Below are 22,029 nucleotides of genomic sequence, written 5' to 3' on the forward strand. Positions count from 1 at the left end.
AGACCGGCGGTAGGTCCGCCGGTAGATCGAGGTAGCTCAACTGGTAGAACCGCAGGTAGACGGGGGTGGTAGACGTCTACGCGGCGTCCGGGACGGCGTCGGCCGGGGAGGGGGTCGGAAGGTCGTCGCGGTGGACGCCGGACGCCACCTTCCCGGCCACCTTCACGGAGCGCCGGACGGGCACCTGGAGAGCGACCAGGTGGGCCCGGAGGTCGGCCACCTCGCGGTGCTCCCACTGGCCGTGGTCCTGGAGGTGCTTGAGGAGCACCGCGAGGTGGACGCCGGGGCGGTCGCCGATGAGGGTCCGGATGAGGTCGAGGAGTTGCTCGCGCTGGGCGGCGGTGTCCTCGGCGGGGAGCGGGCCCTCCTCGGCAGACTCGGGAGCGGCCGTCGGCAGGGCCCGGACGGCGGCCCAGCACCAGAGGGGCACGAGGACCCAGAGGGCGCTCGGCCAGCGGCGGAGCAGCAGCCACACCCCGTACGCCCCGGCGGCGAGGATGGCCAGGCGCAGGATGCATCCGAGGATCGCGGCGATGCCGTGGAGGTCGTCGCGGCGGCCGGCGCGGACCCAGTTGGCAGCGCGGGCGGTCAGGCGGTGGACGAGGATGCGCTGTCCGGCGGTGAGGGTGCGGGCGCCGCGGTGCGCCTTGGTGGTCATCAGGAGTGGCCTTCGAGGATGTTGCGGCCCTTGGCTCCGGCTTCGTTGATGAGGCCGGGGAGTCCGTCGAGGGCTCCGGCGACACCGGCGGTGGCGCAGAGGATCATTCCGGCGGCGAGGAACCCGATGAGGCGGCCCTTGTCGTCCTTGTTGGCGGCCTTGTAGGAGACGACGAGGATCACGAAGAGGAGGAAGGTGACGGCGCCGCCTTCGGGGGTGAGGCGGCCCATGGAGGCGGTGGCGAGGGTGTCTCCGGCGTCGGTGCCGGTGGTGGCGGTGATGGCGGTTCCTCCGGCGCCGCCGGTGGCGGTGCGGGTGCATCCGGCGAGCCATCCGGCGAGGCCGCCGACGCAGATGGTGGCGAGGGCACCGGTGAGGAAGCCCTGGAGCATGGGGATCAGGTCCTTGAGGGCCCGCCCACCGGTCCACCACTTGCGCAGGTAGATGGCCATGATGGCGATGGCGATGAGGCAGGCGGCGAGGGTGGCGCCGGTGCTGGTGTTCACGGTCGGACTCCGGTGATCCAGGTGATCGGGTCGTACAGGTGGATGGCGCCGGCCAGGCCGGTGAGGGAGACGGCGAGGAGCAGGAGGCGCTTGAGGGTGCCGCCGCTGGTGGTGATGCGGATGACGGCAATGGCGAGGGGGGTGAGGGCGAGGGCGTAGCCGGCCTCCTGGCCCCAGGTGTCGCGGGCGAGGGAGACGCACGAGGCCCAGGTCGTGGCGACGCTGTAGCCGATGCCCGGGATCGGCAGGACCGCCAGGGCGAGAGCCCCGCAGATCTGCCAGGGGCGGCCGATGGTGGTGATCCACGCCCAGAGGCGTTGCCACCGGGTCGGCTCGGGCGGCGGCTCGTAGGCCATGACGACGTGCACGTGGAACTGCGGTTCGGGCAAGGGCGGTGGGGCCGGTGCGGGAGCCGGGGGAACGAAGGCGGCCGGCGGCGGCGGAGGCGGGGGTGCCGCGGGGGCTTCGCGCCGCGGCGGGGCCTCCCCCGGGAGCGGCCCGCGGTTCGGAAGGGGGGCGCCGGCCGGGATGATCCGGGTCGGTGTGATCGGTTGGTCGGTCACGACGTCCTCAGTGTGGGATGGCCGCGGCGAGGGCGGCGAGGGTGAGTACGAGGGTGAGGGTGGCGAGGAGGCGGGGTACCTCGTGGGCGACGAGCGCGGTGAGGATGGCCCCGGCGCCGAGGGCGGCGACCGGGAACATCCAGACGACGGCAGTCATGTCTGCCGGGCCTCGCGGAGGTACCGCTTCGCTGTGGCGGCGCTGACGTTGAGCCGCTCAGCGACCTTGGCCGAGGTGAGCCCGGGGTCCTGAGCCAGGAGCTCAGCGACCTTCTCGACGGCCTGAGCCCGTTGAGCCTGCTGAGCGGTGAGCTGGGCGGAGAACCCGAACGACGGGGCCTGGGGCTCAGCCGCGCGGGCTGGGGGCTCAGGGGTCGCGACCTGCGTTGATGAGTGCAGGTAGTGCTGCGGCTCGGCCGGGGGCTCAGCGGGCTCAGGTGTGGGCTCAGCGCGGTGAGCCGTGGGCTCAGCCGGGCTGTATGCGGTGAGCTCCAGCGGCCGGCGGCGGGCGAGTTCGCGGCCCTTGTTCATGCGGGTGAGCTCGATCTCGAAGTCCGTGGACACCTCGGCGAGCTGGAGTTCGGCGTCCATCTCGCGGCGCCGCATTTCGACTCGGTGGCGGGCTTCCTCGAAGGCGAGCCCGCGTTCCATGCGGGCGAGGACGGCTTGTTCGTCGTCGGTGAGGGCGGTGGGGTCGCGCATGTCGGTGAGCGCGAGGAGCCAGACGACCTTGGCGCCGAGGGGGAGGAGGGGCCCGGCGACGGCCATGGGGAGGCTGTCGGCGCGGTGGCCGTGCCAGACGAGGAGTCCGGCGACGGCGAGGAGCGCGGCCCATCCGACGTACGGGACGAGGTTGCGGCCCTTGCCGGCCGGGGCGGGGATGCGGAGGCCGCGGGCTTCGGCGGCGATGACGGAGGCCCAGACGATGTCGGCTCCGACGGCGACGGTGAGGCCGATGCGGCCGGTGCCGAGGAGGTCGACGAGGGACCAGGTGGTCCAGGCGAGGGAGGCGCCGGAGAGGATCACGGCGGGGATGGTGAGGGGCGAGATGCCCTTCGGCCAGTTGGGCATCAGATTCCCTTCGCAGCATCGGTGGCGCGGATGGCGTAGGCGTCGGGTGTCTCGCCGGGGTGGATGGTCGGGAGGGCGGCGGCCGCCCGTTCGATGGCTTTGTCGGCGACGACGTCGGGGAGCCCGGCGGTGAGCGCGAGGGCGGTGCGGTGGAGTACCTCGTTGAGGACGTCGAGGGTCAGCGGAACGAACGGGTCTTCGTCGCGGAGTGCGGCGGCGACGCAGGTGAGGATGGTGTGGGCACGGGTCGGGGCGGCGAGGAGGGCCTGGAGGCCGTGGTCGAAGGCGTCGGTGCTCATCGGTTGGCCTCCTTGTCGAGGGCGGCGACGAGCTGGCGGAGACGCATGTCCAGGTGGACGGCGGCGCGGATCATGGCCTGGTGGTCGTGGATGTTCGCGGTGCTGCTCTCGGCGAGCTGCTCGCGGGCGGCGTCGATCGCCATGTCCAGCGGGAGGGCGTACGAGGCGTCGGTCTCCGGGGCGTACAGCGGGTCGTACAAGGTGGTGGGGTCGGTGCTCATGCGGTCACCGCCGGGCGGGGGAGGCCGATCGTCAGCCGGTCGCGGCGCCGCATCGAGGCACCGCGGGCGTCGGTGTTCGACGTCGGGGTGCCGCAGGTGCAGGTCCAGTCGCCGCAGAGGGGGCAGGCGTCGTCGCTGTCGTCGTCGAACGGCTGCATGACCGGGGCCGCGGGGAGGGTGCCGGTGCAGGTGCAGTCCTCGAAGGTGCGGCGGCAGACGGGGCAGCGGCGGTTGATGGTGCCGGTGACGCCGGTCTCGGTGGCGCGCACGGTGATGGTGCGGCCGTTGAGGTGGCGGATGGTGCCGACGGCGATGAGACGCCGGTCGGGCGGGATGTTGCTCGCGGTCGGGGTCTGGATACGATCCATGACGGACCTGCCTCTTCGTCGCTGTTGCGGGTGGGTCTGCCCCCGGTCCATGTGGCGTGTCAGCGCCGGGCCGGGGGCTTTCCCGTTTCCAGATACGACCGTAGCGACTTCCTTGCCATATGGCAATGAGGTCGGGGAAGATGGTGCCGTGGCCGACGAAGAAGGAGGGCCAGACATGGTGTCGTTCAGAGAGCTCGTCCGGCGGCTCGTGGCTGACGGGGTGGTGGAGCGGATGACGCACCAGCGCGTCTCGCAACTGTCGCGGGACGACCCGGCGTTCCCGCCGGTCGTTCAGATCGGCCGGTCGAAGGCTGTGGACTACCGGGTGGCACGCCCGTACTTCGCAGGCCGGAAGTCGCGCCAGGGGCAGCGCACGGACCTGCGCCCGCCGACGGCCGAGTAGCCCGCGCGCGAGGAAGCCCCCGACCGCGATCTGGTCGGGGGCTTCGTCATGCTGTCAGGCTGCGGCGCGGGCGTCGGCGTCGGCGTCGATGAGTGTCTTCAGCCCCGCCCACATGGCCGGTGGGTACGTGATGCCGCACCACGAGCACGTCACCACCCGCTCGCCGTGGCCGAGCCGGAGCACCGCGCCACAGATCGTCTCGTCCTCGTGCACGGCCGGGCAGGTTCCGACCCGGGTGCCGCGCACCTGGTCGACGGCGGGGGCGACGATCGTCTGGACGTTCCGGGTAAGGGCCCGGATCTCGGTGGCGAACTCCCCTGCCTGGGACCACTCGCGAACAATCCAGGGCATGTGCCCAGTGAGGGCTCTGACTGCCCGCGTGATGCGCTGCGCAACTCTGCCTGGGGTGACGGGCCGGGTCATGCCGCGTTCGGCCCTCACAGCCGCCTCCCAGTCCTCCAGGACTCCGACGATGCCCCCGGCGGCCCTCAGGTCGAGGACGTGCTCGCGTACGGGTAGGGGGGCGGGGCCGCCCTTGCTGCTGCGTCCGTGCCCGGCGGCCATGGACGGGGCAAGGTGGGCCCCCAGCTCCTCGTAGAGGGCGGGGAGGGCGGCCAGGTGCCGAAGGGTGCTTTTGGTGCAGGCGGAACACAGCATGCCGCTGATGGTGTCGGGCTGGTCGCAGAGCTGGCAGAGGTCCACGGATGGCTCCTGATCGTGCGGTGGGACGGGGCTGTGCGGGGTGGCCGCCCGGGTGGGGTCCGGGCGGCCGTGGCGGTCAGGCGGGGTGCTGCTCGCGGTAGAGCTCGGCGCGGCCCTGGTGGACGCCCTTCATGCGGTGGCCTCGGTCGGTGTAGCAGGCGGCGCCTCGGACACTGCCGCACTCGGGGCAGGCGACCATGAGTTCCTTCTTGTGCACGGTCGGTTCACGGCGGGTCATGTGGCTCCTCATGTGGTGGGCTGCTCGTCGTGGGTGCGGGTCAGGTGGTCGGCGAGGTCGTCGGCGACGTATCGCAGGTCGGGGTAGGCGGCAACGATGGCTGCCGCGTATCGGGCGCGGAGGGCTGCCCGTGTGGGTGCGGCGGCCTCCAGCTCGGCGACCTGCTGCTCCAGGGTGGTGATGAGCGACACGAGTTGGTCGGCTTCGGCGGGGAGGAGGGCGCCGCGTCGTGCCCGGTCGAGGAGGTGGTGGAGGCGGTCGTCGCGGTAGTAGGGCGTGGTCATCGTGTGGGCTCCTCGGGCGCGGCAGGGGCAGCGGGCTGCTCGTCGTCGGCCTCGCCCATCGCGGTGAGCAGCTGCTTGACGGTGACGGTGTGGTAGCCGGGGCGGCCGGAGCAGAGGAGTTCGACGGCGTGGAGGCGGCGGGCAAACCGGCGGACCGTGTCCTCGGGGCCCTCGGTCTGGTCGGTGCTCGTGGTGGGCGGCTGCACCCCGGCGGTGGCCAGCTCGTGCACGGCCTCCGGGTCTCCGCCCGCAGCCCGGACCTGGAGCGGCAGCTCCGCCCAGACGTCGCTCATCCACTCCATGGCCCACTCGTCGCCGCCGCGCCATGCCCGGTGCATGTCCTCGCGGATGTGGCGCAGGGCGTTGACGAGGGGCTGTTGGAGGGCCTGAAGGTCACGGATGGTGCCCATCAGCTCGGCCAGCACGCTGGGCGAGGGGGTCGCGGCCCGGTCGGCAGGCGCGGACGGGGCCGCGGGGCGCGCGTCCAGGCAGCGCGTCTCCGAGCCGGGACTGTGGATCCACCCGGACCCGTCGGAGTGGGTCATCCACTCGATGGGGTCTCCGCAGACGCAGCGCGCGCCCTCGGTCTCGGTGGTGCCGAGGAGCTGCCGGGCCACCGCCAGGGCAGCGGACAGGTCGCAGATCTCCGGGCTGCACCCGCGCTGACACTCCTCGTGGTCGGCCTCCCGGCTGGTGGACATCACCCCGTCCAGCAGCCGGGCCAGGGCGAGGCCGACCCCGGGGTGCATCAGGGCAATGTGTGCGCCGACTGCCGGGGAGACGCACGGAGTACCAGCCGCACGGTTCCCGTGGGCGGCGAGGCGGAAGAGGCTGTGCGTGGTCGCCGCCGGGCGGACGATCGTTCCCTCGGGGAAGTGGTCGGCGACCCAGGGCTCACCGCCTGCGGTGGTCGCGGTCTGGCGGAGCAGCTCGGCGGCGGCGCGCAGCAGGTCGGCGGGGCGGTCAGCGGCGGGGGTGGTGTCAGTCATCGGGCGGTCTCCTCGGTGGTGGCGAGCAGGGTCTTGATGTGGCGTCCTGCGACCTGTGACGGTTCGCTCATCTCGGGGCGGAGCCAGGCGCTCGCGGCGGCATCAATCACGTCGAGCCGGTCATGGGCCGCGTCCAGCTCGGCGGCCAGCTGCTCGGCTCGGGCTTCGGCCTGCTGCCGGAACTGGTGCGGGGTCGGGCACTCGCGGCGCTGGACGGTGACGGTGTAGCCCTGGCCGGTCTGGCCGTCTGTCATTTCCATCTCGACGTAGTTGGAGGCGCCGTGGCCGTCGAGGACGCCGCGCATCCCGGCGGCGAAGATCCGGACCATCTCGGTGGCTTCGGCGAGTTCGAGGGTGGCGACGCCGTCCTTGATGGTGAGGGCGCGCATCATCGTGCCGTCGACGAGGATCTCAGCGGCGAGGTCACCGAGGGCGTCAAGCGCGATGTCGGCGGCGAGCGGCAGGTTCGGCTTGCGGCCGGGACGCCGCCACGCCGCCCACGTCTCGGTAAGCCGCTCTTCGATGAGGTCGCGGGCCCGGGTACGGCGGGCCTCGCGCTGCTCCTCGGTCAGCTCGGCAGCGGCGGGGGTGGGTGTGGTCACAGGGTCCTCCAGGTGGGTGGGATGCTGGGGTGGGCGCCCCGCCGGATAGCCGCCGGCGGGGCGTCTTGGCGTGTCACGGGGTGGGCCGCTTCCGGTACGCGGCGGTGCGCGCCTGGTGCACGTCGTGCCGGCGGGTGCGGGTCCCGGAGTGGCTCGTGCACAGGTGGCCGGGCTGACTGCCGCAGGTCGGGCAAGCGACCCCGAGCTGCGGCAGGTCGTCTGCGGGGTTGGTGTCGGGGTGAGAGGTGGTCATGAGTGCCTCCGTGGTGTGATGGGTGGAGGTCCGGGCCTGACAGCAACAGGCCCGGACCGCTACGCGGCGGGAAGGATGAGCTGGCCGAGGACGCGGCCGACGCGGTCCTGGTCGATGAGGTCGGCGACGTCGCCCGCGGAGGCGCCGCGCGGCACGGGGAGGCCGAGACGGCGGCAGAGGCCGAGCTGCTTCGGGCTGGGCTTCCCCGCCCTCCACCGGGCGTGCTTCGACACGAACGCCCCCGGCGCGAGAACGCGGGCCTGCTGCTCCAGCCACGCCAGGGCCTCCGGCAGCGGCCGGGCGATGTCGTCCCTCGGCGGGTGCGCGCCGTGCGCCTGGGTCCAGCGGCGCATCCGGTACAGCCGGGTCCCCGGGTCACGGACGAGGAACAGGACCATGGCGGACGTGAGGCGGATGAACCACGTGCCGTCAGCCGTACGCAGCCAGCGAATCGCGCTGTTGCCAAAGAGATTGATCTCCTCGGCGTCGACGCGCGCGGCGAGCGCCCTGCGCTTCTCGGCGGCCGCGTGCTCCTCGGCGACCTCCCGCAGCGTCTTGTTCTCGGTGGCCTCCCCAACCTCCCGCGCAGTGAGGTCGACCATGGACGCCAGCTTGTGCCGGGTCGAGGCGCCCATGACGTCCAGCAGCAGCGCGTCCCGCTTCCCCGGCGCCGGGCGGAGAGCGCGGCCGGCCATCTGCACGTACAGGCCGGGCGACTTGGTGGGGCGGGCGATCACGGCGCAGCTGGTGTGCGGCGCGTCGAACCCCTCGGTGAGCACCATGCAGTTGGTGAGGACCTGGACGTCTCCGGCCGTGTAGCGGGCAAGCGTGGCGCGGCGGTCGTCGCGGCTCATGTCGCCCCACACCGGCGCTGCGTTGATCCCCGCAGCCTCCAGCGCGGAGGCCGCCGCCTGGGCGGTCGCCACGGTCGGGGTGAAGACGACGCCGGGCCGGTCGGCGGCGTGGTCGACGTACGCCTTCGCGATGGCGTCCAGCGCTCCGGAGTCCTCCAGGGCCTGGCCGAGCTGCCCGTCGACCAGGTCCCCGCCGCGCGTACGGACCTGGTCGAGGTCGAGGGTGTCCACGGTGATGCGTTTGCCGCGGACGTCGCACAGGAAGCCGTCGCTGATCATGTCGAGGATGTCCAGCCTGAAAACGACGTCCTCCCACACCTCGGCCAGGCCGCCGTCGGTGCGGGTCATCGTCGCGGTGAACCCCGCGACGGGCGTTCCGTCCCAGGCTCCGAAGTGACGCAGGACGTCCATGTAGGTGCGGGCGGCCGCGTGGTGGCACTCGTCGACGATGACGAGGCCGATGTCTCGGATGGCCTCGCGCCGGCGGGCGACCGCCAGGGTCTGGATGCTGGCCACGATCACGTCGGCGTCGTGGTGCTGGTCGCGCTCGGCCTTGACGATGCCGACGCGCAGCATCGGGTCGACGGCGAGCAGCTTGGCCGCGGCCTGCTCGATGAGCTCCTCCCGGTGCGCGATGACCAGGACGCGGCGGCCGCCGAGGCTGTCGAGCATCTGGTGGGCCAGGTGGGAGAAGACAACGGTCTTCCCGGCGCCGGTCGGAAGGACAACGGCGAGCCGGGTGGCTCCGGCTGCCCAGCCGGTTCGCAGGGCCTCGATGGCGTCGAGTTGGTACGGGCGAGGGGGGAACGTGGTTGTGGTCATGGGTCACCTCGGTTTCGGTTGCTGGGTGTTTGCGGGGAGTGCGGGGACTCGGCGGTCGCTATGCGGGGACTCCTGGCAAGACTTTGAGTGGTGCTGATCAGCGGTTTTGCGGGGATGCGGGGACTTGCGGGGACTTAGGAAGTCCACTGATGTCGAGGAGCTGTCGAACCGCTGTGTGTTGATCCACAGCGCATGCGATGCGCGATGCATGTGAGAGGCGCGCGGTATATGGGGAGCGGGGCGGGCTCCCGCAAGTCCCCGCGTCCCCGCATCAGCGCTGGTGGACCGCTGTGCGGGGACCTCTCCAAGTCCCCGCACAGGTCCCCGCAGAGTCCCCGCACTCCCCGCCGGACGGCTTCTCACTGCTCGTGCCGTCCGGTACCGCGGTCGGCGTGGACGTCGACCCGCCAGAGGTTCTGCTTCCGGTGGCTGTCGACGACCATCACGACCTTGTGGATGCCGAAGTAGCGGCCCTGCCGGGCCTTGAGCCAGATGCCGAGCTGGTTCGCCGAGGGCGGCTCGTCGCCCTTGCGTGGCACGTGGGTGGGCAGGCCCTTGATGACCGCGCCCGTTGCCAGCGGCTCGTTGCCGTAGGTCTCGCGCCACATCTCCAGGAAGAGCGACCACTCCTGCTGCTCGTCGTCCTGGTTCTCGGCGTCGGCGGTGTCGGCCATCCAGCCTTCTACGCCGAGGTAGTGGAGAAGGCCCGCCATCATGGAGGCCCATTCGCTGTAGTCGCCCTTGCGGACGCGGATGACGGGGGCCCCTGCGGCCAGCCAAGCCCGGACGAGGGTGACGAGCGCGGCGACCAGCGTGGAGGCGTTGGTGCGCAGCCAGGGGCGCAGGTCGCCGATGCGGAACCCGTCCCGCTGGTCAGGGTCGGGGCAGTCGGGGTCGAGGCGTACCCACAGGATGCGGCGCTTGTTGTCGCCTCCGGTCCGCAGCGCGTTGCCGGTGACCACCCACAGCCGGTCGTTCCGCATGGTGACCTTGCCAGTGGCTCCGAGGATGCGGTCGCCCCAGTGCTCGCCGGTGAGGAGAGCGGAGAGGATCGGCGTCTTGAGGACGAACCCGTTCGGCAGGTTGTCGAAGACGACGACGGGGGACCCGGTGCCGTACAACTGCGTCGTGATGCTCTTGCGTAGCTCGGTGTCGTTCTCGGGCCAGGCCGTGTCCGCCGTGCCGAAGCAGTACTTGAAGATGTCCTTCAGTAGGGTCTTGCCGCTGCCGGCCGCCGTCGCGGTGATGGCCACCATCTGAGTCGGCCCGTGGAAGTACGCGCGCAGGATCGGGGTGAGCAACGCGCCGAGGAAGTTCGCTCGGTCGCTCGGCTTCACCCACGGGAAGTCGTGCAGGACGTCGCCGAGCACGATGCCTTTTGCCCGCTCCAGGCTGTCCCTGGTCACCTGCGGCTGAAGACGGCGCAGCGGCACACGAGGCTCCAGGTAGAGGCCGGTGGCCCGGTCGTACCCGGGAGACTCCAACAGGCTGCCGTCGGGCCGGATCACGGGAGATGTGACGACCCCGCGCAGCGTCGGCAGAGGCCAGTCCTTCCGCCCGAGGACCGTGGCGCAGCTCTTCGGCATGAGGAGCTCTCGGTGTTCCTCCATCTGTTCGGTGACCGGGTTGCGCTTCACGACGTAGCTGGAGACGTGGTCGGCGAGGTACGCGCGGAGGTTGTCGGACGCGAGCTGCTGCACCACGGGGTCGTCGTTGTCGTCGCGGTACACCCAGCACGGCCCCCCGGACCGCTTGTAGAGGTCGGGCAGTCGGCCGTCCTTCATGAGGGCGAGGACACCGTCGATGCCGTCGGCCTCGTTCGTGATGTCCAGCTCGGGGCGGGCCGGGACGGCGCGAAGCTGCGGGCCGCCCTCGAACCCGTCCTGCGGGTCAGGTGCGTGGTCCGGGTCCAGCGCGGAGGACCCGTCGGCGAAGTGCTGCTGCTGCGCAGGTACGGAGGAGAGGCGGCGGCGCACGGGGGCGCTGCCGTACCCCTGTTCCCGAAGGGCGGAAGCAGCCGCCTTGTGGTTCCCGCCGTGGTGCAGCTGCGCGTACGCTCCGAACTTGCTGTAGGGCGTCTCGGCGGTGAACTCGCTGCTGGTGGTGAAGACGTACAGCCGGTCAGCGTCTCCGCGGCCCGTGGTGGCCTTGACCCCGCCCTTCCCGTCGGCCCACCCCCAGTAGGTAGTGGTGCCGCGCGTGGTCACCGGGACGAAGGTCCCGTTCAGGATCGTCGCCCAGTCCGCGCGCCGCTCGAAGTCGTCGCCGGGGCGGAGGCCGCCGTCGGGCAGCGGCGGCAGGGTCTTGCCGATCGCCTTCGGTGACTCGGGCTTGGGGAGGGTGTCGACCATCCGGCAGATCTCGTGGACGGCGTCCAGACGCTCGGCGCTGATGGTGGGAATGGTCGAGGGGTTTCCGCTGGTACGGAGGTAGGGTCGGCCGGTCGCGTGGACGGCCCCCCCGCTCGGCTCGACGAGCCCGTACCCGCCTTCGCCGCGCGTTTCGATCTGAACGCGGATGATCTGGCTTCCGGGCTTCTCGGCCAGGCGCTGCTTCTCCTCCGGCGTGTACTCCTCCGGGCGGGCCAACCGGGACGCCAGCTTCGTGTTGGGCCGGACAGGGCCGCCTTCGACGCGAACCCGGAAGTGCCGGCCGCCGGACGGGGACGTACTGGCCCACCCGGTGAGGATGGCGTGCCATTCCTCGCCGAGCCCGGAGGCCACCATGACCTCGGTGACCTCGTCGAGGAGTCCCTCCTCGATGGCGGCTCCCTCGAACTCGATGAGTTCCACGCCGCCGGACACGGCTCCGTAGACCACGGCGATACCTGCGGTCGTGCCCGCCGGGAACCACCGGTCGTGCTCGGCCGGGATCGAGCGGGTCACCTTGTACGGCGTCCACTTGACGGAGGCGGCCTTGCTGCCGTCGGCTTTGATGGGGAGTACGCACAGCCCGGCCTCGTCGTACTCGCGGGCTGCGGCCCGCATGTCGGGCGTCTGCGCGTCGGTCACTGGTGGTTCTCCTGGCGTGAGGGGCAGACCGTGCGGTGGATGTCGGAGGCAGTGGCGGTGAACGCGGCGACCGCGGCGGGCCCGGTGACGATGTCGCTGCGGTAGTCGCAGGGGATGCACTCGTACCGGGCGCGCGGGGGGCGGTCCCGGTCGCCGAAGTCGACGTGAAGCGCGCCAACGATGCGCCGGGGGGCCGGGCTACTCATGGGTGCCTCCGTCGTTCTCGGCCAGGCCGAGGAAGGCGAGGAGGTCGGCGCGACGGACGCGGACGATGCGGCCGAGCGGGACGACGGGGACGGGGAACTCGCCCTGGCGGATGAGCCGGTACCCGAGGTCGCGGCCGATACCGAGGGCGGCGAACGCGTCTTCCGCCTTGGCCATGGCCGGGAGGTTGAGGACCTCCTGGGCGCTGAGTGCGGTGGGAGTGCTCATGCGGGCACCGCCTCGGGACTCGGCGTGCTGGCGTCGACGAAGCTTCGTCCGGCGCGCTCGCACGGGACGAACAGGATGAGCAGGTCAACACCTATGACCTGCGCGATGCGCTCGGCCTTCTCGCGCGGCAGGAACCGCTGTTCTCCGGAGAGCAGCGCGCCGACGGTGCCGAGGGGAAGGGAGGTGAGCGAGGCGAGGTCGCGGGAGGTCAGGCGGGCGCCCGTCCCGCTGCGCTCCATCACCTTCGCGAGCAGCTGCCGGTCGTAGACCCGGCACATGGGTGCTTGGGGCATGTTCACCTCACGGAATGGTTCGTTCATTTTTCTGAACGCCCCCAGCATTCCATTGCCTGAACGGATTGTCCAGGCAGTTGAAGATCGAGGGTGTCGTGAGCCCCGTGCGCCCCCGTGGCGCTCTAGCGCTTCCGTGTCATTGCCTGAACAATCCGTTCAGGTCGCGTGACGCCCCAACCCTGCGACATGGTGAGATAGGGCCGCGCGCGAGTGATCACCCTGAACAGCCATCGCACTGGAGTGACAGGATGAACGTCATGATCGAGAACAGGCCGGATGCCGAGGCGGCCTCCGAGACGACCGAGTTCGCTGACCTCATCAGGGAGCGCCGGGCGGCCTTGGGGCTATCTCTGAATGCGTTCGAAAAGCTCGCGGTCGACCCGAAGACGGGCACGCGGGTGAAGTCGGGGTGGGTCTACCGCCTGGAGACCGGGGAGCCGGTGATCCCTCCCCGCCTCCCGCAGCTCAAGGCGCTGCGGGAGGCGACAGGTCTGCCGCTGTACCAATTGCAGGACGCGGCGGGGGCTCAGTTCTTCGGAATCGAACGAGTGTGGGCGGAGAGTGGCGAGGCGAGCGCCCTCGTTCGGCGCACAGCGAGGCTGACCGAAGATCAGCGCGAGCAACTCCTGCGCCTGATCGATGCGTTCGCGCCACCAGGCGAGGATGAGTGCTGACCTGCACCCTTAACCTTGACATTACCCAAAGTGATACCCCTCGAAAGGGTGTAGGCATCAACACTTTGTAGTGACATGATGTCGGCATGTGACGGAGCGCACACGAAGCGGGGGAGTGCGCTCCGGGAATCGAACATATGAACGAAGCGGGGGCGAGGATGGACATCGCAGCAGCATCGCAACCGGCGACCCTTGGGTATGCCGTGAGCGCCGACCTCCCCACAGGCCGACGAGTGGTACCCGTTACGACAGCGACCGGGGTCGTAATGGTTGTACGGGAGGGCAAAATTACTCCCGAGGTCGTCAAGGAGATCGTCGAGATGTACGACGCGCTGACCGCGCTCGGGCTGATCGTCCAGGAGGAGTGACCCGTGGTCGCATCGCGCAGAGCGGGGAGTATCACCAGGCGGTGTGAGTGCCGCGGCCCCGGTGGGCACCTGCTCGGTTCGACGTGCCCGAAGCTGACGAAGAAGGGCCACGGGTCCTACGCCGTCCGCCAGGAACTCCCGCTCGATGAGAACGGCAAACGCCGGCCGTTCCGCCGCGTCGGCTACGCGAAGGTGACAGAGGCGCAGGAGGACCTCGACAAGCTGCGCAGCATCCTCGACCTGGTCAGCGATGACGACGAGGACGCCGCACGACGTGTCGGCGACCTGCTCCAGGGCGTCATGCGTGACCGCCGCCCCATCCCCGACGCTGCCGAGGTCCGTAAGCGGCTTGGTGTTGGTGTGGACCTCGACGGCAAGATGACTATGAGCCAGCTGTTCGACTCCTGGCTCGGCTCGAAGAAGACGCGCTCTACGACGACGAAGGGCTACCGCTCCCACGTCCGCGTCCACCTGGACCCCAGGGTGGGCCACCACAGGGTGGACCGGTTCGGCGTCGGCCAGGCGCAGCAGATGTTCGACGATATCGTCGACCAGGCCGACGTGATCCGTGCGGAGAACGCCGCTCGCCGGGAGCAGGAGCAGCGGGCGAAGTGGGCCCGGGGCGGCCGCCCGCCGGCGACCGAGCGCCCGCGGCTGGAGGAGGAGCGCGCACGGCTGGCGGCAATGCCCCCGTATCGGCGCGTTACCGGGCCCGCCACCGTGCAGTCCATTCGTCGCACTCTGCGCGCTGCGTTGAACTACGCCATCAAGAAGCAGGTGACGACCTTCAACGCGGCGCAGCACGTAGAGCTGATCCCCGCCGCCCGGCCGAAGGGCCTGCTCTGGACGGACGAGCGCGTTGCCCGGTGGCGGGAAACCGGCCGCAAGCCGAGTCCCGTGATGGTGTGGACCCCCGCACAGCTCGGCGCCTTCCTGGACGCTGCCGAGGGGCACGAGCTGTATGCCTTCTTTCACCTCGTCGCTCATCACGGGTTCCGCCGAGGCGAGGGAGCGGGGCAGGACTGGGAGAACGTCAGCTTCGAGCGGCGGACCGTGACGGTCGCGACGGAACTGGTGGTCGACGGCTGGACGCCGATCGAGACCGACCCCAAGACGTCCGGCTCAGCGGGCACCGTGAAGATCGACGTGGGTACCGTCGCGGTGCTGCGCGAGCACAAGGCACGCCAAGAGGCTCAGCGCGAGAGGCGACTGAAGGCCGGGAAGAAATGGGCCGACACGGGCAAGGTCTTCACCCAGGCCGACGGCTCATGGGTCCACCCGGAGACGTTCAGCGACGCGTTCCGAGTGATCCTGGCGACAACGGACCTGCCGCCCATCAACCTGCGGGACCTGCGTCACGGCGCGGCCGCTCTCGTGAAGGCCGGCGGCGGCGACCTCCACGACGCAAAGGTGAAGCTGCGTCACTCCACGATCGTCCTGACGAGCGACACGTACATGGAACTGTTCGAGGACTACGAGGACGAGCTGACCGAGCGCGCGGCCGCCGTCGTGCCGAGGGCCAGGAGGGACACCGAGGGGCAGCCGCAGGATGCGTCGGAGTAGTATCCTGGACGTAGGACAACAAGGCTCCGTCACCGCAGGTGGCGGGGCCTTTCTGCTGGCCCGGTGCTGGCCCGAACGATCCGTAACAGCACCGCATGAGACCCCATGAGGCCGAGTGAACCGGCCGCGTCCAGCGGAAGGAAACTGCCGCTGACCAGTACTGGAACGCACAGTGTCGCCTCGGCCGTCATGATGTCGCACGAGGCCTCATGAGCGCGCCGCAGACTTTTAATCCGTTGGTTGTGGGTTCGAGTCCCACACGGCCTACCTGACGCAGGGCGAGGACATACCCTCTGACCTGCTGGTTAGTGCCCCGACTGGCTTCGGCCGGACGGGGCGCTTCGTCTTTCCCGGACTCTTGCGTGAGCGATGCGTGAGCGGACCTGCCCACACCAGTACGGCATTCGCCCGTGCCCAGCGGTCGCAGATCCGGGCCGAGGACCGTGTCACCCACGCCCTGCGGACCGCGACATCGCACACACCGCCACCGGCCCCGGCGGGCCCGCCCTCGCCACCGCCCTCGCCACCGTCCTCGCCGACGCCGAAGCCGGCGGACACCAGCGCTCTTCCTCCACCGGCCAGCCGTCGAAGCCAGCCGCGACTCCCACGAGCCGTCCGACCCGCCCACACCGCTGATCCGGACGACGCACGAACAGGCAGCGGTCAAGCGGCGGCCACCATCAGGCCGTGGTCGAAGGCGAGCCGCTGCATGCGGGCGGCCACCTCCTGCGGGCCGAGTGCCGCCAACGCCCACAGCGAGCTGAGACTTCGGCCGGAGGACCAGATGTGGGTCACCGGCGGATGGAACGGCAGGACGGCAATGCCTTCGGCGGCGAACAGTGCCGCGTCGAGATACGTCATGCCGCCGGTCCCGCACACGTACGCGCGGGCGCCGGTGACGGCAGATAGATCAGCAAGTCGCTGGGAGCGGCCCGGCCTGGCGGGAAGATCGCTGCTGGTCAGGATCCTGCCCTGCCAGCCGAGCAGACCGAGCAGAGCACGGGTGGAGATCTCGGCAACCATGGCGGTCCTGCCTGCGCCGAAGGCGTCCAGTACAGGGGCCAGAGCCTGTGCGAGCACAGGCCAGTAAGGGCTCGCACCGTAGTACTGCCGCAGCATCGCCGCAGTTTTCCGGCGGGCCCGGTCAGGATCGTCGATCAGCGCCTCCCGGATGAGAGTCGGCCGTCCGCGGGGAAGGCGTGTAGGGACGGTGAGCCACTGCCGACGATCCGGTTCGTCGAGGGCACCGAGGCGAGCTCGGTGCTGGTAGTCGCGGTGGGTGAACTGCACGTCGTCCAAGACGATCCAGTAGTTCGCCGCGAACAGCTTGGCCAGTGTGGTCAGTCTCGGGAACAGGTTGGGTTGGTGAATTGCGCACAATCCGCCCGACTCGGGCAGGTCAGGAAGAGATGAGACGGCTGATGAAGCCGTCATGGATAAGGGATTCATACGCTGCATGCACGTCCTCCGGGACCTCCTGCGTGATGGCGAATCCGAGCTTCGGATACTCGATGACCCGCTGGAGATCGCCGACGAGCATGTCCAGGACGAGTTTCTCGTCGCCGATGGACTTCACGTAGTCGTCGAACTCCAGCGGCTCCGACGCGCAGAGGATCTCGACGTCGGGCCACAGCTTGCGGGCGGTCGCGAACGACCGTCGTTCCATGTAGGGCTTGGAGACCAGCATCACCGTCGTCGGGGTGATGCCGGCGGCGGCGAGGACCTCTCGGGAGAAGGTGACGTTCTGCCCGGTGTTGCCGGCATACGGTTCCAGCAGGATCGCCTCGGCGGGGACGCCGAGGTCGATGGCGTGCTCGCGGAAGTGGACGGCCTCGCCGCGCGGGAAGACCTTGGCAGTGGTGGGGCTGTTGCCGCCGGTGAAGACCAGGGTCGGGAACAGCCCGGCGCGGTAGAGCTCGACGGAGTGAGTCGCGACACCGAGGTCGTGGCTGCCCAGCCCGATCGCCACGTCGACGGGCCGCAGCTGGTGGTGCATCTGGTGGTAGTCCCAGAGCAGCGCGGCCCGGTGCCACTGGTCCTCGGTAATGGCCTGCTGGTTGTCGCTCACGCGTTTCTCCCTGGTCACCGTCGCCGAGGGCCGGTCGGCCCCGCGCTTATGGCCTTGATGCCCTCGATACTGCGCAGTTGGTGCACGAGTCCGTACTGCGCGGCCGTGCGGGTGGCTTGATCGAGGACGTGGATTCCATCATCCCGGGTCGCCGCGTCGGAGAGCAGGATGTGGCCATGAGCGGTGTCCAGCCGTACACGTTGCATCGGAGAGTCCGCGGCCCCGCTGCTGCGTGCGATGTCGATGAAGTGCAGGGCCTGAGTGAGGTCGCCGGCGCCACGTCGGGCGAGGGCGAGTTTCTGGTGGGCGACCGACCAGTCGTCGGGTTCGGTGAGGTCCTCGAAGTCGCGGGTCGCGGCCTGCATGACACGGGTCGCGTAGTCGTGGCGACCGTTCTTGCTGAGCGCCGTACCCACCCACAGGCGGGCCCTGGCGCGGTCCCGGCGGGAGAGCCGGTCGTCGACGGCGAGGGTTTCGTAGTGGCGGGCGGCAGCCTCTAGCTTGCCGGACATTTCCGTGACCACCGCGAGGGAGAGGTCGAGCTGGGCGACACGACGCGGGATGTCGAGCTGGGCGAAAACCGCGCGAGCCCCGTCGTAGGAGTGCTGGGCGGAGAGTGGGCCGAGCACAGAGCCTTGGTCGCGTTTGAGGTCCCCGAGCAGCGCGGTCGAGCGGGCGAAAAGGTAAAGGCCCTTCTCATCCAGTTCTCGGGCGTTGAACCGCGTCAGCCAGCGGCTGAGCAGGCTGTCGGCGAAGGTGAAGTTCTGACGGGAGAGCGCGACCACGACGCGATCCAGGTCCTCGGCCCACGATTCGTACTCCCAAGCTCGCGGGCCGGCGGCGGTGACGCGCCGTCCGGCGCCTTGCACGGTGCTGGCCATCTCCGACAGGAGCGTCTCGAAGCGCAGGTGGGCGGCGGCGTCCGCGCGTCCGAGGGCGGTGTCGAGGATGGCCTGGGTGTCAGGTCTGGGCTCGGTCTCGGCGCGCTTGCTCTCCCACTTCGAGACCGTCGCGACGGCCACGCCGAGGTGCTCGGCAAAGGCCCGCACGCTCAAGCGCAGGGCGAGACGCAGTGCCCTCGCCTCCAGGCCGGTCCAGTGGTGCACGGTTGCCACGCCTCACTCCCTTCCACCGTCATCGAAGCAGATGCCTGTGGGCGGCGGGACGGAAGTGGAACGGAAGTAGAACGGCAGGTGATTGGCCAGGAGTTCGGGAACCTCCATGCTCAGGATCGTCACCACGTGTCGACCCTTTGGACGGTCCCCCGCATGGAACCCCTCACGGAACATCGCCTGGTCAGCGGGCCTGTCGTCTACGGCTTCCTGCGACTGGTGCGGGTCTCCGAAGCCCGGCAGGAGGCGCTGGCCGCCTCGCTCACCGAGTACTGCCGCAGGCACGAGTTGGAGCTGTCCGGCGTCTTCACTGATCGCGAGGGGAGTGCCGGCCCCGGTTCGGCGGCCTTCACCGGTCTGCTGGACGTGTTGGCCCTGCCGGACGTCTACGGCGTGCTCGCCCCGGCGGCGTCACACCTTGGCCCGAAGGCGATAGCAACTGAGCGCGGTCGACAGATTGAGGCAGCCGGCTCCAGGCTGCTGCTCGTTCGGCGCCCCCGCCCTGCGTCCCCGCCACGCGCCTCCGGGGGCGTGGCTCTCCGCCACGGCTGCGGACCCGCCCGCCTCCTGGACGCCGAGTCATGAGGACAACCATGATTGAAAAGCGCTTCTTCAAGGCCACCCCGAAATCCATCCAACAGGCGCGGGAATTCGCCACCGTAACCCTGGCCGGGTGGGGACGTGGTGAACGTATCGACGATGTCCGTCTCTGCATCTCTGAATTGGCGACGAATGCGCTCGTCCACGGCACCGTCTCCGACCACGGATTCCTGGTCCGCCTCGACGTCGAGGACGACATCGTACGCCTGGAGGTGCACGACAGCCGCCGCGAACAGCCCAAGACGCGTGAGGCCGCCGACACCGACCTGTCCGGACGCGGTCTGGTCCTGGTGGCTGCGCTCGCTGACGACTGGGGAGTGCAGGACCGCGCACCCCTCGGGAAGATCGTCTGGTCCTCCTTCAAGGGCGCGGGAGTGAACCGGGCGTGACCGCCGCCCATACTCCGGCCGGACCTGAGCCCGGACGACTCCTCTCACTCGGAGCTTGGAGCTGGCCGGGCACCGGTCCGGACGACCGCGAGATCGCCCACATCCTGATCGCGCACAGTCCTGCTCCGGCTTTCTCTGAACCCGCTGACGCGCCCGAATCCCGCATGCGGCGTCTCGCGGACAGCCTCGGCGGACTGGGCAGGGCAGAGGATGTGGTCCCGGACGTCGGCCGCTGCCTGCTCGTCATCGGCGACCACGTGTTTCTCCACTTTCCCGGCGCCTCCCGCAGGCTGCGCCTGCCAAGCCGTCCTGCCTGGACGGCCCAGGTTCGCCCGCACTGGCACAGCCGTTCTCCTGCTCGGCTTGGAATCGTTGTCGCAGTCCTCCGACGCGTCTCAGTTCGACACCTACCTGGATGCCGCAAGCCGGTCCGATCGGCTGCTGTCCGGGCTTGCCCGCAGCCGCTGACCCCCTGGGGCTCCCTGCACGGCCCCTGTTGTACGGATGAGAGGCAACTGCCGTGGAAACCTTCGAACGCGCCAGGCTGGACGCATACTTCGCCCGGATCGCCGTCCAGTTCGCCCCCGACGAGCAAACCTCGTCGTTCCTGATCACCCACCTACTGGCCGAGCGCCCCGCATTCGTCCGCGCCGTTGCCGCGATGACCCGGCTCACGGCGGTGCTGCCCAAGCCGAAGTCCGTCCACCCGGCTGCCCAGCGCGAGACCGAGCGGACCGTCGCCGTCGACACCCTGACCCGCGAACTGTTCACCGACCCGGACACCGCGCTGGATTACTTCGAATCCCGGGCCGCCGGGGAACCCGTCTCTCTCCTCGATGTCGGCGGCTACTTCGCCCCCACCCTCACCGACCTCCACAGCCGCTTCACCGGCCGCCTGGTCGGCGTCGTCGAGGACACCGAGAACGGCCACCGCCGCTACGAAACCCTCGACAAACTGCCCTGCCCCGTCATCTCGGTGGCCCGCTCCCCGCTCAAGGACCCCGAGGACTACCTCGTCGGCCAGTCCGTCGTGTTCTCCACCGAGGCCGTCATGCGCGGCCGCGGCGACATCCTCCATGGCCGCCCCGCCCTCGTGATCGGCTTCGGCAAGCTCGGCTCCTCCATCGCCCGGCTCCTGCACGCCAAGGGCGTACAGGTCACCGTCTTCGACATCGACCCAGTACGCCGCACCCAGGCCCTGTCCCAGGGGTTCACCGTCGCACGCGACCGCGAGACCGCGCTCACCGGCGCCGGCCTGGTGCTCTGCGCGACCGGCGCGGTCTCCCTGCGCGGCGAGGACTTCTCCCACCTGCGCAACGGCGCCTACGTCGCCACCGTCACCTCCAGCGAGGACGAGCTCGACCTTGCCGGCCTGCCGGACGTCTACACCCGCACGGTGGTCGGCGACCACGTCACCCGCTACCAGACCACCGGTCATTACTTCTATCTGGCGAACGGCGGCAATGCCGTCAACTTCATCCACGGTGCGAGCGTTGGACCGTTCATCTTCCTGATCCAGGCCGAGATCCTCGCCGCGATCAGGATTCTCACCCGCGGGGACCTCGCCCCTGGCATCCACGAGGTCCCCGCACCTGACCGCGAGGCCATCGCGGCGACCTGGCTCTCCTACTTCAACAGGTGATCACCATGCCCATCACGGTCCGGCACATCCGCACCACCATCACCGCATACCTCGACCAGCACCCTGAGGACAAGGGCGAGATCGCCGTCGTCCAGGGCCTCCTCGACGACGGCAACGACCTCACCAGCCGCAAGTCCCTGCCGGGACACGTCACCGCAGGTGCGATCCTCGTCGGCCGCGACGGCCGTGTCCTGCACATCCTCCACAACGCCACCGGCAAGTGGCTGCTGCCCGGCGGTCACATCGAGCCCTCGGACGACACGCTCCTTCAGGCCGCCGGCCGTGAGCTCGCCGAGGAGACCGGCATCCCGCCACACGCCGTCACCCCGCAGAGCGAGATCCCGCTGCACATCGACATCCACCCCATCGACGCCAACCCCGCCAAGGACGAGCCCGCCCACCAGCACTTCGACTTCCGGTTCCTGTTCCGTACCACCGCCGACATCGGCGAACTGCAGACCGATGAGGTCACGGATGCCGCGTGGCGCACGGTGGAGAGCCTCGTCGACGAGCAGCTGAGGCAACGGGTCGCCCGAGTGCTTCTCTGACCATCGCAGAGGCGCTGCGGAGGGCCAGTTCGAGCTTGCTCCGCAACGAGTACGGCTGCGACGAGAAATTCTTCGCGGGCATGCCCGCGTAGACCGCCTGCCGCCCCAGTTCACGGCGCGTCCGACGGCACGCTGGGACTTGGATCCGGCGGCAATCGGAGAGGCACCACTCGACAGGCAACCTCCAAACGGTCCTGGCTTTCGGTCTCAGTTCTGGTCTCGTTCGCTCTCGTCCGACGCCGTTCGAGGGCGACGCCATTACCGGCTCCGCACCAGGTCAGGACACAAGCGTCCTCCGACGAATCCCCGGGCGAACGTTTGGAAAGAGTGTTGGGCCGTGATGACGTCGTTCAGACCGGATGCGTGAGCGATGCGTGAGCGGACGTTCTAGCACGACGCGCTCAGATCTGGACCGGACGGCAAGAGCGATTCGCTGACCAGGGACTTTTGGATCCTCCAGAGTTCCCAACGTAGGTCCCGGCAGGAATTGGCCGGGACT

29 protein-coding genes are annotated in these 22,029 nt (G+C 70.0%); 7 read left to right on the top strand and 22 right to left on the bottom strand.

From position 1 onward, the window contains the following. Nucleotides 1–76 precede the first annotated feature (76 nt). The 8 genes from B9S64_RS17470 to B9S64_RS35420 all read right to left on the bottom strand — a co-directional run bounded on the left by B9S64_RS17470 (nucleotide 77) and on the right by B9S64_RS35420 (nucleotide 3,683). Entirely contained in the window at nucleotides 77–658 is a 582-nt protein-coding gene (locus B9S64_RS17470; RefSeq protein ID WP_103493424.1) for a hypothetical protein, read from the bottom strand. Further along, nucleotides 658–1,164, bottom strand: coding sequence for a hypothetical protein (locus B9S64_RS17475; protein WP_103493425.1), 507 nt, complete (start codon nucleotides 1,162–1,164; stop codon nucleotides 658–660). The genes B9S64_RS17470 and B9S64_RS17475 overlap by 1 nt, the downstream gene beginning before the upstream one ends. After that, entirely contained in the window at nucleotides 1,161–1,553 is a 393-nt protein-coding gene (locus B9S64_RS17480; protein ID WP_181012430.1) for a hypothetical protein, read from the bottom strand. The genes B9S64_RS17475 and B9S64_RS17480 overlap by 4 nt, the downstream gene beginning before the upstream one ends. A gap of 181 nt (nucleotides 1,554–1,734) precedes the next feature. Beyond that, on the bottom strand, nucleotides 1,735–1,884 hold the full coding sequence (locus B9S64_RS34510) for a hypothetical protein (protein WP_181012431.1): 150 nt from the start codon (nucleotides 1,882–1,884) through the stop codon (nucleotides 1,735–1,737). Then, nucleotides 1,881–2,795: a winged helix-turn-helix domain-containing protein gene (locus tag B9S64_RS17485; RefSeq protein WP_103493427.1), complete on the bottom strand. Its 915-nt coding sequence runs from the start codon at nucleotides 2,793–2,795 to the stop codon at nucleotides 1,881–1,883. The genes B9S64_RS34510 and B9S64_RS17485 overlap by 4 nt, the downstream gene beginning before the upstream one ends. Continuing rightward, complete coding sequence (locus B9S64_RS17490) at nucleotides 2,795–3,094, bottom strand: hypothetical protein (RefSeq protein ID WP_103493428.1); 300 nt, start codon at nucleotides 3,092–3,094, stop codon at nucleotides 2,795–2,797. The genes B9S64_RS17485 and B9S64_RS17490 overlap by 1 nt, the downstream gene beginning before the upstream one ends. Next, nucleotides 3,091–3,315, bottom strand: a complete 225-nt coding sequence (locus B9S64_RS17495; RefSeq protein WP_103493429.1) for a hypothetical protein — start codon at nucleotides 3,313–3,315, stop codon at nucleotides 3,091–3,093. Before B9S64_RS17495 ends, B9S64_RS17490 begins: the two co-directional genes overlap by 4 nt. Beyond that, on the bottom strand, nucleotides 3,312–3,683 hold the full coding sequence (locus tag B9S64_RS35420; protein ID WP_308460776.1) for a hypothetical protein: 372 nt from the start codon (nucleotides 3,681–3,683) through the stop codon (nucleotides 3,312–3,314). Before B9S64_RS35420 ends, B9S64_RS17495 begins: the two co-directional genes overlap by 4 nt. 175 nt (nucleotides 3,684–3,858) lie before the next feature. Between B9S64_RS35420 and B9S64_RS17505 the strand changes: the two genes are divergently transcribed. Further along, the gene (locus B9S64_RS17505; RefSeq protein WP_103493430.1) at nucleotides 3,859–4,086 is read left to right on the top strand and encodes a hypothetical protein; all 228 of its coding nucleotides are present in this window, start codon (nucleotides 3,859–3,861) and stop codon (nucleotides 4,084–4,086) included. 54 nt (nucleotides 4,087–4,140) lie between these two features. Here B9S64_RS17505 and B9S64_RS17510 read toward each other — a convergent pair whose 3' ends face one another. From B9S64_RS17510 to B9S64_RS17555, 11 genes are all read right to left on the bottom strand, one after another. Then, nucleotides 4,141–4,788 carry a hypothetical protein gene (locus tag B9S64_RS17510; protein ID WP_103493431.1) on the bottom strand — a complete coding sequence of 216 codons (648 nt, stop codon included), beginning with the start codon at nucleotides 4,786–4,788 and terminating at the stop codon, nucleotides 4,141–4,143. A gap of 76 nt (nucleotides 4,789–4,864) precedes the next feature. Then, a complete protein-coding gene (locus tag B9S64_RS34515; protein WP_181012432.1) occupies nucleotides 4,865–5,026 on the bottom strand; it encodes a hypothetical protein in 162 nt (53 codons plus the stop codon). An 8-nt stretch (nucleotides 5,027–5,034) separates the two neighbouring features. After that, nucleotides 5,035–5,310 (bottom strand): hypothetical protein, encoded by a 276-nt coding sequence (locus B9S64_RS17515; protein WP_103493432.1) that lies wholly within the window; start codon nucleotides 5,308–5,310, stop codon nucleotides 5,035–5,037. Then, nucleotides 5,307–6,299, bottom strand: a complete 993-nt coding sequence (locus tag B9S64_RS17520) for a hypothetical protein (protein ID WP_103493433.1) — start codon at nucleotides 6,297–6,299, stop codon at nucleotides 5,307–5,309. Before B9S64_RS17520 ends, B9S64_RS17515 begins: the two co-directional genes overlap by 4 nt. Further along, nucleotides 6,296–6,901, bottom strand: a complete 606-nt coding sequence (locus B9S64_RS34520) for a hypothetical protein (RefSeq protein ID WP_181012433.1) — start codon at nucleotides 6,899–6,901, stop codon at nucleotides 6,296–6,298. Before B9S64_RS34520 ends, B9S64_RS17520 begins: the two co-directional genes overlap by 4 nt. Nucleotides 6,902–6,974: 73 nt before the next feature. After that, nucleotides 6,975–7,154: a hypothetical protein gene (locus B9S64_RS17530; protein WP_103493434.1), complete on the bottom strand. Its 180-nt coding sequence runs from the start codon at nucleotides 7,152–7,154 to the stop codon at nucleotides 6,975–6,977. A 59-nt stretch (nucleotides 7,155–7,213) separates the two neighbouring features. Next, nucleotides 7,214–8,830 (bottom strand): DEAD/DEAH box helicase, encoded by a 1,617-nt coding sequence (locus tag B9S64_RS17535; RefSeq protein ID WP_103493435.1) that lies wholly within the window; start codon nucleotides 8,828–8,830, stop codon nucleotides 7,214–7,216. A gap of 359 nt (nucleotides 8,831–9,189) precedes the next feature. Further along, entirely contained in the window at nucleotides 9,190–11,841 is a 2,652-nt protein-coding gene (locus B9S64_RS17540; protein WP_103493436.1) for a bifunctional DNA primase/polymerase, read from the bottom strand. Further along, nucleotides 11,838–12,047, bottom strand: coding sequence for a hypothetical protein (locus tag B9S64_RS17545; RefSeq protein ID WP_103493437.1), 210 nt, complete (start codon nucleotides 12,045–12,047; stop codon nucleotides 11,838–11,840). Before B9S64_RS17545 ends, B9S64_RS17540 begins: the two co-directional genes overlap by 4 nt. Continuing rightward, on the bottom strand, nucleotides 12,040–12,273 hold the full coding sequence (locus B9S64_RS17550) for an AlpA family transcriptional regulator (RefSeq protein ID WP_258038033.1): 234 nt from the start codon (nucleotides 12,271–12,273) through the stop codon (nucleotides 12,040–12,042). Before B9S64_RS17550 ends, B9S64_RS17545 begins: the two co-directional genes overlap by 8 nt. Beyond that, a complete protein-coding gene (locus B9S64_RS17555) occupies nucleotides 12,270–12,566 on the bottom strand; it encodes a hypothetical protein (protein ID WP_141707767.1) in 297 nt (98 codons plus the stop codon). The genes B9S64_RS17550 and B9S64_RS17555 overlap by 4 nt, the downstream gene beginning before the upstream one ends. Nucleotides 12,567–12,823: 257 nt before the next feature. Between B9S64_RS17555 and B9S64_RS17560 the strand changes: the two genes are divergently transcribed. After that, nucleotides 12,824–13,240 carry a helix-turn-helix domain-containing protein gene (locus B9S64_RS17560; protein ID WP_146225111.1) on the top strand — a complete coding sequence of 139 codons (417 nt, stop codon included), beginning with the start codon at nucleotides 12,824–12,826 and terminating at the stop codon, nucleotides 13,238–13,240. Between the two features lie 371 nt (nucleotides 13,241–13,611). Next, nucleotides 13,612–15,171, top strand: a complete 1,560-nt coding sequence (gene xerC, locus B9S64_RS17565; protein WP_103493439.1) for a tyrosine recombinase XerC — start codon at nucleotides 13,612–13,614, stop codon at nucleotides 15,169–15,171. Nucleotides 15,172–15,834: 663 nt separating this feature from the next. Here the strand turns inward: xerC and B9S64_RS17570 are convergent. Genes B9S64_RS17570 through B9S64_RS17580 form a run of 3 tightly spaced genes read right to left on the bottom strand, consistent with a single transcriptional unit; the run spans nucleotide 15,835 to nucleotide 18,354 of the window. Beyond that, nucleotides 15,835–16,629, bottom strand: coding sequence for a WbqC family protein (locus B9S64_RS17570; protein ID WP_103493440.1), 795 nt, complete (start codon nucleotides 16,627–16,629; stop codon nucleotides 15,835–15,837). Next, complete coding sequence (locus tag B9S64_RS17575) at nucleotides 16,571–17,239, bottom strand: YdcF family protein (RefSeq protein WP_103493441.1); 669 nt, start codon at nucleotides 17,237–17,239, stop codon at nucleotides 16,571–16,573. Before B9S64_RS17575 ends, B9S64_RS17570 begins: the two co-directional genes overlap by 59 nt. Nucleotides 17,240–17,253: 14 nt before the next feature. Further along, nucleotides 17,254–18,354, bottom strand: coding sequence for a helix-turn-helix domain-containing protein (locus tag B9S64_RS17580; protein ID WP_103493442.1), 1,101 nt, complete (start codon nucleotides 18,352–18,354; stop codon nucleotides 17,254–17,256). 153 nt (nucleotides 18,355–18,507) lie between these two features. Between B9S64_RS17580 and B9S64_RS17585 the strand changes: the two genes are divergently transcribed. The 4 genes from B9S64_RS17585 to B9S64_RS17605 all read left to right on the top strand — a co-directional run bounded on the left by B9S64_RS17585 (nucleotide 18,508) and on the right by B9S64_RS17605 (nucleotide 21,530). Further along, nucleotides 18,508–18,936 (top strand): hypothetical protein, encoded by a 429-nt coding sequence (locus tag B9S64_RS17585; RefSeq protein WP_103493457.1) that lies wholly within the window; start codon nucleotides 18,508–18,510, stop codon nucleotides 18,934–18,936. 8 nt (nucleotides 18,937–18,944) lie between these two features. After that, nucleotides 18,945–19,340, top strand: coding sequence for an ATP-binding protein (locus B9S64_RS17590; RefSeq protein ID WP_103493443.1), 396 nt, complete (start codon nucleotides 18,945–18,947; stop codon nucleotides 19,338–19,340). 520 nt (nucleotides 19,341–19,860) lie between these two features. After that, a complete protein-coding gene (locus B9S64_RS17600) occupies nucleotides 19,861–20,982 on the top strand; it encodes an adenosylhomocysteinase (RefSeq protein ID WP_103493444.1) in 1,122 nt (373 codons plus the stop codon). 5 nt (nucleotides 20,983–20,987) lie between these two features. Beyond that, nucleotides 20,988–21,530, top strand: coding sequence for an NUDIX hydrolase (locus B9S64_RS17605; protein WP_103493445.1), 543 nt, complete (start codon nucleotides 20,988–20,990; stop codon nucleotides 21,528–21,530). The last annotated feature ends 499 nt before the right edge of the window (nucleotides 21,531–22,029 follow it).

This window comes from Streptomyces sp. SM18 (assembly GCF_002910775.2).
Classification (GTDB): Bacteria; Actinomycetota; Actinomycetes; order Streptomycetales; family Streptomycetaceae; genus Streptomyces; species Streptomyces halstedii.